Source organism: Microvirga subterranea (assembly GCF_003350535.1).
Lineage (GTDB): Bacteria > Pseudomonadota > Alphaproteobacteria > Rhizobiales > Beijerinckiaceae > Microvirga > Microvirga subterranea.
Genome location: NZ_QQBB01000016.1, coordinates 1 through 12,828, shown reverse-complemented (window position 1 = coordinate 12,828; position 12,828 = coordinate 1). Strand labels below are relative to the sequence as shown.

Annotated in this window: 12 protein-coding genes, 1 pseudogene and 1 riboswitch; of the genes and pseudogenes, 5 read left to right on the top strand and 8 right to left on the bottom strand. The window is 65.1% G+C overall.

Annotated features, from left to right (window positions below):
- Positions 1 to 125 precede the first annotated feature (125 nt).
- From DES45_RS22835 to DES45_RS22815, 6 genes are all read right to left on the bottom strand, one after another.
- Positions 126 to 848: a L,D-transpeptidase gene (locus DES45_RS22835; RefSeq protein WP_114772961.1), complete on the bottom strand. Its 723-nt coding sequence runs from the start codon at positions 846 to 848 to the stop codon at positions 126 to 128.
- A gap of 392 nt (positions 849 to 1,240) precedes the next feature.
- Positions 1,241 to 1,329: riboswitch (glycine riboswitch) on the bottom strand.
- Between the two features lie 124 nt (positions 1,330 to 1,453).
- Positions 1,454 to 1,576, bottom strand: a complete 123-nt coding sequence (locus DES45_RS25465; protein ID WP_210210264.1) for a DUF2474 domain-containing protein — start codon at positions 1,574 to 1,576, stop codon at positions 1,454 to 1,456.
- The gene (gene cydB, locus DES45_RS22830) at positions 1,576 to 2,583 is read right to left on the bottom strand and encodes a cytochrome d ubiquinol oxidase subunit II (RefSeq protein ID WP_114772959.1); all 1,008 of its coding nucleotides are present in this window, start codon (positions 2,581 to 2,583) and stop codon (positions 1,576 to 1,578) included. Before cydB ends, DES45_RS25465 begins: the two co-directional genes overlap by 1 nt.
- A gap of 3 nt (positions 2,584 to 2,586) precedes the next feature.
- Positions 2,587 to 4,011: a cytochrome ubiquinol oxidase subunit I gene (locus DES45_RS22825; RefSeq protein ID WP_114772957.1), complete on the bottom strand. Its 1,425-nt coding sequence runs from the start codon at positions 4,009 to 4,011 to the stop codon at positions 2,587 to 2,589.
- Between the two features lie 2 nt (positions 4,012 to 4,013).
- Positions 4,014 to 4,598: a GbsR/MarR family transcriptional regulator gene (locus DES45_RS22820; protein WP_114772955.1), complete on the bottom strand. Its 585-nt coding sequence runs from the start codon at positions 4,596 to 4,598 to the stop codon at positions 4,014 to 4,016.
- Between the two features lie 317 nt (positions 4,599 to 4,915).
- Positions 4,916 to 5,614: a FadR/GntR family transcriptional regulator gene (locus DES45_RS22815; protein WP_114772953.1), complete on the bottom strand. Its 699-nt coding sequence runs from the start codon at positions 5,612 to 5,614 to the stop codon at positions 4,916 to 4,918.
- A 104-nt stretch (positions 5,615 to 5,718) separates the two neighbouring features.
- Between DES45_RS22815 and DES45_RS25310 the strand changes: the two genes are divergently transcribed.
- Genes DES45_RS25310 through DES45_RS22805 form a run of 3 tightly spaced genes read left to right on the top strand, consistent with a single transcriptional unit; the run spans position 5,719 to position 7,667 of the window.
- Entirely contained in the window at positions 5,719 to 5,871 is a 153-nt protein-coding gene (locus tag DES45_RS25310) for a hypothetical protein (RefSeq protein ID WP_170151612.1), read from the top strand.
- Positions 5,868 to 6,656: a YoaK family protein gene (locus DES45_RS22810; protein ID WP_245571849.1), complete on the top strand. Its 789-nt coding sequence runs from the start codon at positions 5,868 to 5,870 to the stop codon at positions 6,654 to 6,656. Before DES45_RS25310 ends, DES45_RS22810 begins: the two co-directional genes overlap by 4 nt.
- Before the next feature lie 39 nt (positions 6,657 to 6,695).
- A complete protein-coding gene (locus DES45_RS22805; protein ID WP_114772950.1) occupies positions 6,696 to 7,667 on the top strand; it encodes a bile acid:sodium symporter family protein in 972 nt (323 codons plus the stop codon).
- Positions 7,668 to 7,722: 55 nt separating this feature from the next.
- On the opposite strand, the gene DES45_RS22800 is transcribed toward DES45_RS22805, so the two are convergent.
- Both DES45_RS22800 and DES45_RS22795 read right to left on the bottom strand, forming a co-directional pair.
- Complete coding sequence (locus tag DES45_RS22800) at positions 7,723 to 9,777, bottom strand: NAD(+) synthase (RefSeq protein ID WP_114772948.1); 2,055 nt, start codon at positions 9,775 to 9,777, stop codon at positions 7,723 to 7,725.
- Positions 9,778 to 9,950: 173 nt separating this feature from the next.
- Positions 9,951 to 11,100 (bottom strand): annotated as a pseudogene (locus tag DES45_RS22795) (alpha/beta hydrolase).
- A gap of 538 nt (positions 11,101 to 11,638) precedes the next feature.
- On the opposite strand from DES45_RS22795, the gene DES45_RS22790 reads away from it, so the two are divergent.
- Together DES45_RS22790 and DES45_RS22785 are read left to right on the top strand one after the other, a co-directional pair.
- Entirely contained in the window at positions 11,639 to 12,085 is a 447-nt protein-coding gene (locus DES45_RS22790; RefSeq protein WP_114772946.1) for a hypothetical protein, read from the top strand.
- A gap of 513 nt (positions 12,086 to 12,598) precedes the next feature.
- The coding region (locus DES45_RS22785) for a hypothetical protein (protein WP_147282485.1) at positions 12,599 to 12,828 on the top strand (230 nt) is incomplete at its 3' end.

Genomic DNA, 12,828 nt, shown 5'->3' with positions numbered 1-12,828 from the left:
GCTCGCCGGCGGGCTTGTCCCGTCATCAGCTTCACCCGAAACTGCGGTTTCAATGTGCCGGCCGGCGAGGAAACCGGCACGGAGCTGCCGGACGCTGATAAGCGCCCGGAGCCAAGGCTGGGCGGTCAGATCAATTCCTCCGCGCCGGCACTGGCCGTCCGCGTGTCCGGGAGAACGACGACGGGGGCTCCGACGGGGACGCGGCTGTACAGGTCGAGGATATCCGGATTGAGCATGCGGATGCAGCCGCTCGACACCGCCTCTCCGATGGTGTCGGGCTCGGTGGTGCCGTGGATCCGGTACAAGGTGTCCCGGCCGTCCTGGAACAGGTAGAGCGCCCGCGGTCCGAGGGGATTGTTCGGTCCCGGCGGCATGCCGTTCGCCCAGGGCCGGTTGCGCTCGGGATCCCGCTTGATCATCGCGGCTGTGGGCGTCCAGCGGGGCCATTCCGCCTTGCGGCCCACCTGCGCCCGCCCAGCCCATTTCATGCCCTCGGCGCCCACGCCGATGCCGTAGCGGATTGCGCGGCCGTTTTCCCGCACGAGGTACAGGTGGCGATCGGCTGTGTCGACCACGATGGTGCCGGGCCGCTCCGCGGTGTCGTAGGCGACCTCCTGCCTGAGGAACTGCGGGTCGACGGTCGAGATGTCGGTCGCCGGGAGGGGAAACCTCTCGTTCGGCAGCGGTCCGTACATCGCGACGTAGATCGGATGCGGGGCCTTGAGCTCGGCATCCTGAGGCGCATGCGTCGAGACGCAGCCTGCCAGTGTCAGCGCCAGCAACGTGATGCCGGTGACCGCAAGGTGCGTGGACGAGGAACGGCGGGAAGCGAAACGGAAAGGAGACATGGGGATGAGCTTGCTTTTCAAGAGAAGTGGAGGGGGTGACATCCGCGCGTTCGCCCGCAGCGCCGCAAAGTATCTGGGCAGCGCGAGCGCGAATCCGCGCAGCCGGTGCTGCGCGCAGGCGAACGGAGACGGGTTCACGTGGCGACGGGTTGCAGCGGCCTACGGAAGGTGCTGTCGGTCAAGGGGCGGGGGTGCACTGGCCGGCAAGGCCCTGCGTCGGTGCGCGCGAGAATTCGGTGGGGAATGCATCATTCAGGCTCCGGAAAGGCTCCGCACGCGGATTGCGCGCGAGCCCCCTCTGTCATTGGCCTGAGAGCTTCATCGCAGCCGGCATGATCGGCCGCGACTTACACCGTGGGCGGGAGCGGGACGCTCCGCTTTTCAGAGTGTTGCACCAACAAGCGGTCCGGGGTGCCTGAGAGTTTCCGGGGCAGTTGCTCCTTCGGCGGCCAGCGCGCTGGCTCTCTCCCGCTCATTGCCAAGGTCAATCTACCCTGGTTTGTGGCGGAACTGTGTTGTTCAGGTTTTGCAATTTTTCCCGTAAGAGATGAGGTGTGTCCATGTCGCGCGTTGCAATGCTGCGGCCGTTCGGGGATTCCCGGTCGTCATGTCAGCCAGAACCTGATGACGAGGCTGACGGCACCTGTCGTGCCGACGCCTGCAGCCCAGAGGGCGACGAACCACAGCCAGCGGCGCAGAGTGGAGCCCTGTTCGAGTTCGTCGATCATCAGTGATAGCCCTCGTGCCCGATCTTGCCGCGGAACACCCAATACGCATATCCCGTGTAGGCGAGGATGATCGGGATCAGCACGCTCGCGCCGACCAGCATGAACTCGAGGCTGGCATGCGGCGCCGCCGCTTCATGGATGGTGACGGCGTTCGGCACCACGTGCGGGAACATGCTGATGCCGAGCCCGAGCAGGCACAGGGCGAACAGCGCCAGCGTCAGCAGGAACGGCCAATACTCCCATCGGCGCACCAAACCCACCAGCAGTGTTCCCGAGCAGAGGCCGACCAGCAGCGGTACTTGCGCGGTGAACAGCACCTGCGGCCATGCGAACCAGCGCTCGTAATAGGCACCGCTGAGAAACGGCGTCGCCGCGCTCACGAGGCCGATGCAGACGATCATCCCTAGGGCGAGCTTGCCGGCGAGGCGGAAGCTGTGGTCCTGGACCGCGCCTTCGGTCTTCATCACCAGCCAGGTCGCACCGAGAAGCGCGTAGCCGATCACGAGACTGACCCCGACCAGCAGGCTGAAGGGCGTGAGCCAGTCCCACCAGCCGCCCGCGTATGAGCGCCCCTCGACCACAATGCCCTGAAGGAGCGCGCCGAGCGTGATGCCTTGCGCGAGCGTCGCCACAACCGAGCCCGTCGTGAAGGCAACGTCCCAGTAGCGGCGGTGGCCAGGATCGCGCCAGCGGAACTCGAAGGCCACGCCGCGGAATATCAGCGCCAGCACCATGGCGATGATCGGTGCGTACAGGGCCGGCAGGATGATCGCGTAGGCGAGGGGAAAGGCCGCCATCAGTCCGCCGCCGCCCAGCACCAGCCAGGTCTCGTTGCCGTCCCAGACAGGCGCGACCGAGTTCATGGCGCTGTCACGCTCCGGGCCGGGCGCGAAGAACGGAAACAGGATGCCGATACCCAGATCGAAGCCGTCCATCACGACGTAGGCGAAGACGGCAAACGCGATGACAAAGGCCCAGAGGGTGGGAAGATCGAAGAGGGTTTCCATGGTTCAGGCCTCCACCCCGAGGGTGCGAGCCGGATCGACCGACGGAGCCGGGGTGATGCCGGCGGTGCGGATGGGATGGTCGGGCCCGGCCTGGGGTCCAGTCTCGCCACGATGGGGCGGCTTGGCCATGAGCTTCAGGATGTACCCGGTGCCTGCTCCGAACACGATGAAGTAAACGATGATGAAGGTCAGCAGCGAAGCGGCCACTGCCGGGGCTTCGAGCGGCGAGGCCGAGGCCGCGGTCTTGAGCAGGCCGTAGACGGTGAAGGGCTGCCGCCCGACCTCCGTGGTGACCCAGCCGGCAATGACGGCGACGAAGCCCGACGGGCCCATCACGAGCGCCAGCCGGTGCAGCGGGCGCCATTCGTAGAGCTTGCCGCGCCACCGGGCGAGGAGGCTGAATGCCCCGAGAGCCAGCATCGCGAAGCCCAGGCCGACCATGATGCGGAACGACCAGAACACCACCGGCACGTAGGGCCAGTTGGCGCGGTCGACCGTGTCGAGTCCGTCCATGGGTGCGTCGAGGTCGTGCTTGAGGATGAGCGAGGACGCCTTGGGGATCGCGATGGCGTTGCGCACCGTGCCGGCCTCCTGGTCGGGGATGCCGAACAGGATCAGCGGCGCGCCGTCCGGATGACTCTCGAAATGGCCCTCCATGGCCATGACCTTGGCGGGCTGGTGCTCCAGCGTGTTGAGGCCATGCATGTCGCCGGCGAGGATCTGGAGCGGTGCGACGAGCGAAATCATGCCCATGGCCATCGAGAACATCACCCGTGCACCCTTGTTGGTGCGCTCGCGCAGGAGATGCCATGCACCGACGCCCCCGACCACGAGGGCGGTGGTGAGATAGGCGGCAAGCACCGTGTGGACGAGGCGATAGGGGAACGACGGGTTGAAGATGATCGCCCACCAATCCTCCGGCACGAACTGCCCGGCCTCGTTGATTCCATAGCCGACCGGGGTCTGCATCCAGGAGTTGGCGGAGAGGATCCAGAAGGCCGAGATGAAGGTGCCGATAGCGACCGCGAGGGTCGCGGCGAAGTGCAGCTTGCGCCCCACACGCCCCATACCGAACAACATGATGCCGAGGAAGCCCGCTTCCAGGAAGAACGCGGTCATGACCTCGTAGGCCATCAGCGGCCCGATCACGGGCCCGGCCTTGTCGGAGAACACCGCCCAGTTGGTGCCGAACTGGTAGGACATGACGATGCCCGAGACCACGCCCATGGCGAACGCCAGGGCGAAGATCTTGAGCCAGTACTTGAACAGGTTGAGGTAGACCTCGCGCCCGGTCCATAGCCACAGCCCCTCCAATACGGCGAGATAGCTCGCCAGACCGATGGAGAACGACGGGAAGATGAAGTGGAAGGACACCGTGAACGCGAACTGGAAACGCGCCAGGAGCAGCGCGTCGAACTGGTCGAACATCTTTACTTTTCCTTGGCGTCGTCGCGGCGGCTCTTCTTCGATCCCGGCACGACAAAGAGGCGGTCCTTCATCTCCAGGATCTTTTGAACCTTCGAGCCCAGCGTCAGGAGCTGGACGAGACGCTCGGTGTCGAGCCGCTGCACGTCGGCGTACCAACCGGTGAGAAGCTCGAAGAGGTCGTGCATCTCGCGCATGCGGTCCTGAGCATGGCGCTCCTCTGCGCTGGCGGGCTCCTGCATGAGCACCTCGCGCAGGAGGGTCATGGTCGGATCGATCTCCCGCTTCTTGCGCTCTTCGACCAGCGTGCGGACGATCTGCCAGATGTCGTCCGGGGTCGAGAAGTAGTCGCGCCGGTCGCTTGGCTTGTGCTGGAGCCGGACCAGGTTCCAGGCCTGAAGCTCCTTGAGGCCCATGCTGACGTTGGAGCGGGAGACGCCAAGCCGCTCGACGATGTCCTCGGCGTTCAGCGGCTCCTTCGAGAGGTACAGCAGGGCGTAGATCTGGCCCACTGTGCGGTTGATGCCCCAGCGGGAGCCCATCTCGCCGAAATGCAGCACGAAGGTTTGAACGAGAGGAGGGAGGTTCATAGCGATTCCGAAATTTCAGAATTTTCTGAAATATTGGATGTGAGTTGACCTAAGTCAAGGCGGCTCGGCCGACCTCGCTGCGTCAGGCCTTCAAGGACAAAACGCCTCATGCCTCACCCGGATGAAGAGGGCTGCGGCTCACCCACGTCGAGCGCCCGCCGTATGTACGGGTGGATTTGGACGAGCCTGTCGCGGCATCGTTCTCCATGAGGCCGGGCGCGTTCGGTCACCCGTCGCGCGAGCGAGGTCGAATGGGCTCTTGGCCTAAAGCATCGGACTCAAAAGTGGACTTGCACTTGTGGGATCGATCCGATGCTCTAGTCGACTGCGTCGTGGACCATGATGGCCCTGATGGCGCTCAGGTGGTCGAACATGGCCTGCCGTGCGGACTTCGGGTCTCTTGCCGCAATGGCCTCGACGATGGCCAGGTGCATGCGCCCCTGGTGTGCCGCATACTCCTTCTTGCGGGCTCGTCGAAAGGCGAGGTCGTGCTGCCGCTGCCAGCGGGCGCGCCCGCGCACCGACGACAGGACATCCAGGAAGGCGATCAACAGAGGATTGCCGGTGATCCGGGCAATCCCTTTGTGGAAGGCATCGTCCGCCTGCTCGTAGGATTGCCAGTCGGGCGCCTCGCTGCTCCGGAGCGCATGGCCGCGGAGGAGGGCGATCTGGTCGGCGGTCGCGCGCAGCGCCGCCTCGCCTGCGATGGGCGGCTCGATCAGGAGCCGGGCGTCGAGCACGTCAGCCGGCGAAGCCATCTCGGCGAGCACGGACGGCCGGATCGTCTCATGGGCCGGACGCGGTCCCACGAAGGTTCCCTGGCCCACGTGTCGCCAGATCAGGCCCTCCTTCTCCAGCACATCGAGTGCCGCCCTCAGGGTCTCGCGGCTGCAGCCGATCTTCGGCGCCAGAACCCGCTCCGGTTCCAGCTTGTCCTGCGGACCGTATGCCCGCTGCCGCAGGTGAGCACGAAGCCGCCGGGTGGCCTCGTCCGTCGTCAGGCGCGTGCCCGCCATAGGCTCCATACCAATTTTTAGACCAATCGCGATCCGGCCTATGTAGCAGGTTCGGCTCCGGCGCGAAAGCCCGGATGGGCCGGGTAAGCAGAGGAGGATGCCTGATGATAGCCATGATCGCAGACCGGTTTTTCGGCCATGAGCCCACCCATGACCCAGCTGTTCGCCTAGGCCGCCTCATCGGCACCCTCCTGGGGCTATCGATCTACCCAATGTTCATCTGGATCATCATCGATAGCCTCTTCCGCGTCCTGTGAGCCGTGCCAGGGCGGAGACCGAAGCCGCAGATGGCCTGGATTCGGGTGAGCAGGTCACAACGAGCCTGCTCACCCGGATGGTCCTGGGCGGGTTGCTGACGGCGGTGGCCGGCTTTGTCGACGCCATCGGATATATCGGCCTCGGGGGCTTGTTCGCCTCCTTCATGAGCGGCGCCAGCGTGTCTCTCGGCGTTGGGCTGGGCGATGGCCACTGGGATGCAGTCCATCAAGGCTTGGTCATGATCGCCTCGTTCGTGGGCGGGGTCACGCTGGGAACGATCCTGGCCAAAGTTGCGGGAAAATGGGCCTTTCCGGCCGTCCTGCTGCTGGAGGCCCTGTTCCTGGCGGGGGCGGCTCTTCTGGCCGGCTCCGGATGGACCATCGCCACCTCGATCCTTCCGGTCGTGGGCGCTATGGGCGTGCAGAACACAGTCCTGCAGCCGGTGAACGGAATGCGGTTAGGCGCAACGTTTATCACCGGAACGCTGGTGAGCTTGGGAAAGGCTTTGGGCCAGGCCCTTCTCGGCGCGGCCGGTCCCCGGCTCCTGGCGGCCCACGCGCTCCAGTGGGGCGCGCTCGTGGCCGGAGCCGCCGCCGGCGCGATCTTGCACGCAGCTGTCGGCCCGTTGGCCCTGACGGTGCCCGCTGCATCGGTCGCCGGTCTGGCGATGCTCAGCGCGGTGCCCCTCTTGGCGAGGACGCCGCTTCATTCGGCACGCATGCAGGATCGCCATCGCCATGGCGGTCCCACACCAGAGCAGCCCTCGGTGCGGCCGCATCGCTGAGCCCCCGTCGCTGGCCCTACATCCCAACAGGAACCGACCATGCACAAGATCGATCCGTTTCTCCTGCTGATCATGGCGGCCGTCGCCGTGGCCAGTGTCCTCCCAGCCCAGGGTGTAGGTGCCGAAATCCTCGATGGCCTGGGGATCCTCGGCATAGCGCTGCTGTTTTTCGTTCACGGCGCAGCCCTCCCGCGGGAGGTGGTGATCGAGGGACTCGTCCAATGGCGGCTGCACCTCTTCATCTTCGCGATCACATTCGTCGTGTTCCCGGTGGCGGTGCTGCCGTTCAGCGCGCTGCCGCTGACCTGGATGCCGGCCGATCTGCTCCTCGGCTTCATCTACTTGGCGGCGCTGCCATCGGCAGTGTCATCGTCCATTGCGTTCACGGCCATGGCGAAGGGCAATGTTCCGGCCGCAATCTGCAGCTCGGCCGCCTCGAACGTCTTCGGCCTGCTGCTGACGCCGGTTCTGCTGTCGCTGCTGACCCGAACGTCCGTCGAGGGGGGCTTCGACCTTGCCAAAGCCCTGAGCGACGTGGTCCTCCAGCTTCTGGTCCCCTTCGCGGCTGGTCAGCTCGCCCGTCCGTATCTGGCCGGTATCATGGCCCGACATGAGCACCGGATCGGCCAGTTCGACCAAGGAGTCATCCTGCTGATCGTTTATGCGGCGTTCTCGCAATCCGTGGTCGACGGTCTGTGGTCTCGGCTCCCGCCGGCCAGTGTGGCGCTTACGGCGGCGCTGTGCCTGGTGCTGCTGATGGTCGTGTTGACCGTCACGGGCTTCATCGCGCGCCGCTTCGGCTTCTCCAGGGGCGACGAGATCGCTGCGGTGTTCTGCGGCTCGAAGAAGAGCTTGGCGTCCGGGCTGCCGCTGGCCAAGGTTCTGTTCGCCACAGCGCCGGGCTTCGGCATGATCGTGCTGCCGGTCATGTTCTACAACCAGATCCAGATCCTGGTGGGAGCGGTCCTCGCCCGCCGCTACGCCCGAGACGGGGCGGCCGTCTCGGGCTAAGGAGCCACGGGTTGCTCCCCTCTTGCATCGCGCAGGGAGCGGAATCATTCCATGGTCACGGCATCTCGGCGTCCGGAACCCCGCTCTCGAGCTCGGCCAGCCAGACCGCCGGCCCCGCATCGGACGGGGCGCGCCAGTCGCCGCGTGGAGACAGGGATCCGCCGGAGGAGATCTTGGGGCCGTTCGGCATGGCGGTGCGCTTGAACTGGCTGGTGAAGAAGCGTCCCAGGAAAACCCTCAGCCAGTGCTTGATCTCGGCGAGATCGTAGGAGCGATGCGCGCTCTCGGGAATGTTCGGGGGCCATGTTCCAGCCTTCGCATCCTTCCAGGCATGCCAGGACAGATAGGCGATCTTCGACGGGCGAAAGCCGAAGCGGGTCAGATAATAGAGGTTGAAGTCCTGAAGCGCGTAAGGACCAATCATCGCCTCAGTCGACTGGATCTGGCCTGATGCGTCCTGCGGCACGAGTTCGGGCGAGATCTCCGTCGCCAGGATCGCATGAAGGAGGTCGGCCGTGGTCCGATCGACGTCGCCCGAGGCGGCTACGAAGCGGATCAGGTGCTGGATCAGGGTCTTCGACACCGACGCGTTGACGTTGTAGTGGGACATCTGGTCCCCGACGCCGTAGGTGCACCAGCCGAGCCCCAGCTCGGACAGGTCCCCCGTCCCGACCACGATGCCGCGGTGATGATTGGCGAGGCGGAACAGGTAGTCGGTCCGCAGGCCCGCCTGGACGTTCTCGAACGTGACGTCGTAGACCGGCTCTCCGCCGGCGAAGGGATGGCCCAGATCCTCTAGCATCTGGCGCGCCGCCGGGCGGATGTCGATCTCGGACGCGCTGACGCCGAGCGCCCGCATCAGGGCCCAGGCATTGCCCTTCGTGCCTTCGCTCGTGGCGAAGCCCGGTAGCGTATAGGCAAGGATGTTGGTCCGCGGCAGCCCGATCTTGTCCATGACGCGGCAGCACACGAGGAGGGCCTGGGTCGAGTCGAGACCGCCGGACACGCCAATGACGACCTTCTCGGTGCGCGTCGCCTGGAGGCGCTTCGCCAATCCCTGGACCTGGATGTTGTAGGCCTCGTAACAGTTCTCGGCGAGTTTGGCCGGATCCGACGGGACATAGGGATACCGTTCGATCGGCCGCCGCAGAGGAAGCGCCTCGGCGGGCGCATCGATGGCAAGGGTGATGGTCCGGAAGTCGCTTGCGGTGACGCCGAGCACGCGGGCGCAGTCCCCGAAGGTGACGCGCCGCATCCGCTCCTGGCGCAGGCGGCCCAAATCGACATCGGCCACCGCCATGGTGGAGCCCGACGGAAAGCGGTCCGTCTCTGCAAGACGCAAGCCGTCCTCGAAGATGCCCCCATGGCCGTCCCAGGCGAGATCGGTCGTCGACTCGCCGGGGCCCGCGGCCGAATACGCATAGGCCGCGACGCAGCGCATGGACTGGGAGCCGCAGAGCAGGCGCCGGTCCTCTGCCTTGCCGATGGTGATGTTGCTGGCCGAGAGGTTGAGGAGAACCTCGGCCCCTGCCAGGGCCGCCGCCGTGCTCGGCGGCTGGGGCACCCACATGTCCTCGCAGACCTCCACATGGAACGTGAAGGCGCAGCTGCCGGCCGACCGGAACAGAAGGTCGACGCCGAAGGGAACCTGGATTCCCGCGACGGCAATCTCCTGCCCGCGGATCTGGGCCCCGGGGGCGAAGTGCCGGCGCTCGTAGAATTCGCGGTAGTTGGGCAGATAGGCCTTCGGGACGACCCCGAGGATGCGGCCCGCATGGATCACCACGGCGGAGTTGTAGAGCCGGTCGCCCGCACGCAAGGGAGCCCCGACCACGAAGGCGGGGAAGAGGTTGGAGCTCTCCGCCGCCAGGCGGGAGATCCCGCTCTCGACCGCCTCCAGCAGGGCATCCTGGTGCAGAAGGTCGTCGATCGCGTAGGCCGACAGCCCGAGTTCCGGGAAGACCATGAGAGCGATGCGCTCGTCATGCCCCTGGTGCAGAAGTTCGAGCGTCCTGTCGACGTTGAAGCTCGGGTTCGCCACCTCGATCCGCGGAACGCAGGAAGCGATACGGGTGAAGTCATGCCGATAGGGCGAGAAGAAGGAAGTCATTCCGCATCCGATCAGAGCCGGCTCTCGCCGACGAGGCCCGTCCCGGGCCGAGGAGGAGGGGTGGCCCAACATGCTCCGTCCGGGACATCATCAGGATCATCTACATAACGCAGCACGTTCAAATCGATAGCCCACCCGCATCGAACGGACGAGGTGATGGTTAAGTTCGGCCTTCAGGGAGCGATGGCGCCGGAGACGGATTGGCCCAGATCCTCCACATGCTCGCCGAGGGTCTGGCGCGTCTGCGGGTCGACGACCGCAACCGGCGCGGAGACCGCAAGTCCCGCAGCGGTTCCAACGGCCGTGGCGGCTCCTGCCGTCACCTGGATGATGCGGTCTCCCAATCCGACGCGGGAATCCGTCACCGTCTGGCCCTCGGCAAGGCGCTTTCCGATGAGCTGGACGACCTCGGGGCTCTCGGCGAACTTGCCGTGATTGAGAGGGTCTCCCGCGCGCAGCTTGGTGAGGTCGAGGACGGTTACGTTCGCTTGCTCGAGCTGCGTGCGGTAAGGCTCCTGATCCGGGTTGATGGCACCGAGCCGTGCCGAACTGCCCCACACCCGCCGGGAGACGGCAAGCGCCCGGTCGTCCTGCGAGACGAACAGGGTGAAGGACGGTCGGTTCGCTCTCGGGCCCATGTCGATGATCGCTTCCCGCGCGAGGTCAACATCCACGTCCGGGGCGGCCAGGAGGACGTTGCGGACCTTCGGCGTCACCCGTCCGTCACGGATTGCCATCTGGCGCAAGGTCTCGAGCGCCAGGGAGTTGCCCATCGAATGGGCCAGGACGGAAATCTCCCCGACCGACGGATCCCGGGCGATGCCCTTGAGAAGGCTTTCGAGGGCGTTGCGCGAATAGGCAGTGCTCTCCCGGTCGTAGCCGTTAGGCCAGCACGCTTCCGCGGGAAGGCCAGGTGAACAGGATCGGCACAACGGGCGCGCCGGAATCGTGAACGATCTGCGCAAACCGGTAGACCGCGTCCTCGAAGCGGTTGTTGAAGCCGTGGATGAAGACTAGAACCTGCCTCTTCGGAATCGTCCGCACCGTGCGATGAAACCAGGCGAGCGCCTGATCCCGGTCGACGACGTCTGCCTTGAGCGTCACGAAGTCGGTCGCGGGGTTGCCGGGCACCTGCCGTGGCCACTGCACCTCGCCGACCTGCCGTACCTGGTCGGGAGGAATGGACACCGTGATGTTGGCGAATGCCAGGGCCGGCCCACGGTCGCCCGAGAACATCTCGGCCGGATTCGTCCTTTCGCGCGTCGTGGCCACGAGCATGTCGACCGTGCTGGTGCCGGGAACGCTCCCGCTCACCGGGACCATGACGCCCCGCACACCAGCGCAGGCACCCAGGGAGATCGCGATTGCGAGGCTTAGCCCCAGCCCGAGATGGGGGAGGGAGCGGGAGTGCTCGGCCGGCGAACGAGTGCAGGCTTTCGACACGCGACGTCCTCCCCTTGCGATGCACGGCACCCCAAGCATGGCAATGTACCGGAATTATCCGCAGGAGCTAGGCAGGTTGGGATAAAGCGACATCCCCGCGTGAAACTCGGTCCTGTCTCTGAGATGCCCGCCAAGGATTTCATCTTGCTTGATTTTAGTCAGTTCACGCCGCCCCGACCGGGATCAAGCTGTTCCCGGATCGGTGAGATGGAGGATGGCGATGGGCAGGCTTCTGATTGCACTTGGCGCCCTCGCGGCAGGCGCTCTTCTGGTGCCAGGGGATGCCGCCGCGCAGCGCGGGTTCCGGGGTGGTTTCCCCGGAGGCGGCGTCGGTATAGGGCGGATAGGAGGTATGGGCGGCATAGGCGGCATAGGACGCGTGGGCGGCTTTGGCGGTTTCAGAGGGATCGGAGCACCGATGGGCGGCTTCCGGGCCGGAACAATCGGCGGCTTCCGTCCAGGACCTGCCTATGGCTGGCGCACGGCCGAACTCGTGAGCCCCGGCTTCGGTGCGGCGGCCATCGCACGCCCCGGGATCGGCTATCGCCCGGCGATTGGCGCCTATGGCTGGCGGGGCCCTGGATACAGGCCGTATCCCTACTACCGGGGCGCTTACGGCTGGCGCTATCCCTACTACGGCTACTATCGCCGCGGCTGGGGCTATCCCTACTATTACGGGGGGGCGCTGGCGGCCGGACTGGCGATCGGGGCGCTCAGCTATCCCTACAACTACGGCTATCCGTACGATTACAGCTATCCCTATTACGGTGCGACCTACGGAGGAGACTGCTACTTGGTTCGCCGCCGTGTTGTGGATCAGTGGGGGCGGGTCTTCATTCGCCGCGTTCAGGTCTGCGACTACTGAGGGGCTCAGTCGCGCAGCCTTCTGAATTCTTTGCATCACGAACACCGGATGGAGCACGTCGAGGCTCCGCCCGGTGGCCTCCGTCGTCAGCTTGGTTGGATACGGTTCGCGACACCCTCCGCATGGGCTGTTGCGGCTTGCCGGTGCGAATCACTCATCCGTGAACGACTCTTTGGGCTACTCCATTGGGAGTAGTTCCGCGTCGAGCCTCATTCAGGCCAAGCACGTGACACAGTCTTTTCAGCCTCTGGACAAGGTTCTGACATAGTTCAGCAAGGCATGGCCAAGCTGGCGCGAAATCGCAAAGACCTGTCCTCAGATCACAAGACTCAATCTCTGGCACGTGTGTATCGAACTTTCCGTGCTCATCAAAAATATTAAAGCACATTCGACAAAAGGATCTTCTTCTTAATCAAGAACTACGTCTCTACGGAGAAGATCCAAACACGAAAAACGAAATAGATACTTCATCAATACCCTCCATTCAGAGAGGGTTCATGAAGGGGCAAACGCATGACCTTTACCGCATCGCAGTGGAAACCCACCACCTACGACAACGACACGTTCAAGCTCGACAACTATGACTTCATGGTCTCGTCCGAGTACGCCTACTCGTTCAACTACAACCCCACCACCGACATCTACCGTTTCGAGGTCCGCGACGGCGACCAGTTCACCTCGACCCGCTTTAGCGACGTGGCCGGCTCGGAGCGCTCCGAGATCAGCCAGTCCCTGCGCCAGTC

What these genes read in the sequence shown, in the direction of transcription:
- DES45_RS22835 (WP_114772961.1), bottom strand. Translation starts at nt 848, where the DNA reads ATGTCTCCTTTCCGTTTCGCTTCCCGCCGTTCCTCGTCCACGCACCTT.
- DES45_RS25465 (WP_210210264.1), bottom strand. Translation starts at nt 1,576, where the DNA reads ATGATCGACGAACTCGAACAGGGCTCCACTCTGCGCCGCTGGCTGTGG.
- cydB (WP_114772959.1), bottom strand. Translation starts at nt 2,583, where the DNA reads ATGGAAACCCTCTTCGATCTTCCCACCCTCTGGGCCTTTGTCATCGCG.
- DES45_RS22825 (WP_114772957.1), bottom strand. Translation starts at nt 4,011, where the DNA reads ATGTTCGACCAGTTCGACGCGCTGCTCCTGGCGCGTTTCCAGTTCGCG.
- DES45_RS22820 (WP_114772955.1), bottom strand. Translation starts at nt 4,598, where the DNA reads ATGAACCTCCCTCCTCTCGTTCAAACCTTCGTGCTGCATTTCGGCGAG.
- DES45_RS22815 (WP_114772953.1), bottom strand. Translation starts at nt 5,614, where the DNA reads ATGGCGGGCACGCGCCTGACGACGGACGAGGCCACCCGGCGGCTTCGT.
- DES45_RS25310 (WP_170151612.1), top strand. Translation starts at nt 5,719, where the DNA reads ATGATAGCCATGATCGCAGACCGGTTTTTCGGCCATGAGCCCACCCAT.
- DES45_RS22805 (WP_114772950.1), top strand. Translation starts at nt 6,696, where the DNA reads ATGCACAAGATCGATCCGTTTCTCCTGCTGATCATGGCGGCCGTCGCC.
- DES45_RS22800 (WP_114772948.1), bottom strand. Translation starts at nt 9,777, where the DNA reads ATGACTTCCTTCTTCTCGCCCTATCGGCATGACTTCACCCGTATCGCT.
- DES45_RS22790 (WP_114772946.1), top strand. Translation starts at nt 11,639, where the DNA reads ATGGGCGGCTTCCGGGCCGGAACAATCGGCGGCTTCCGTCCAGGACCT.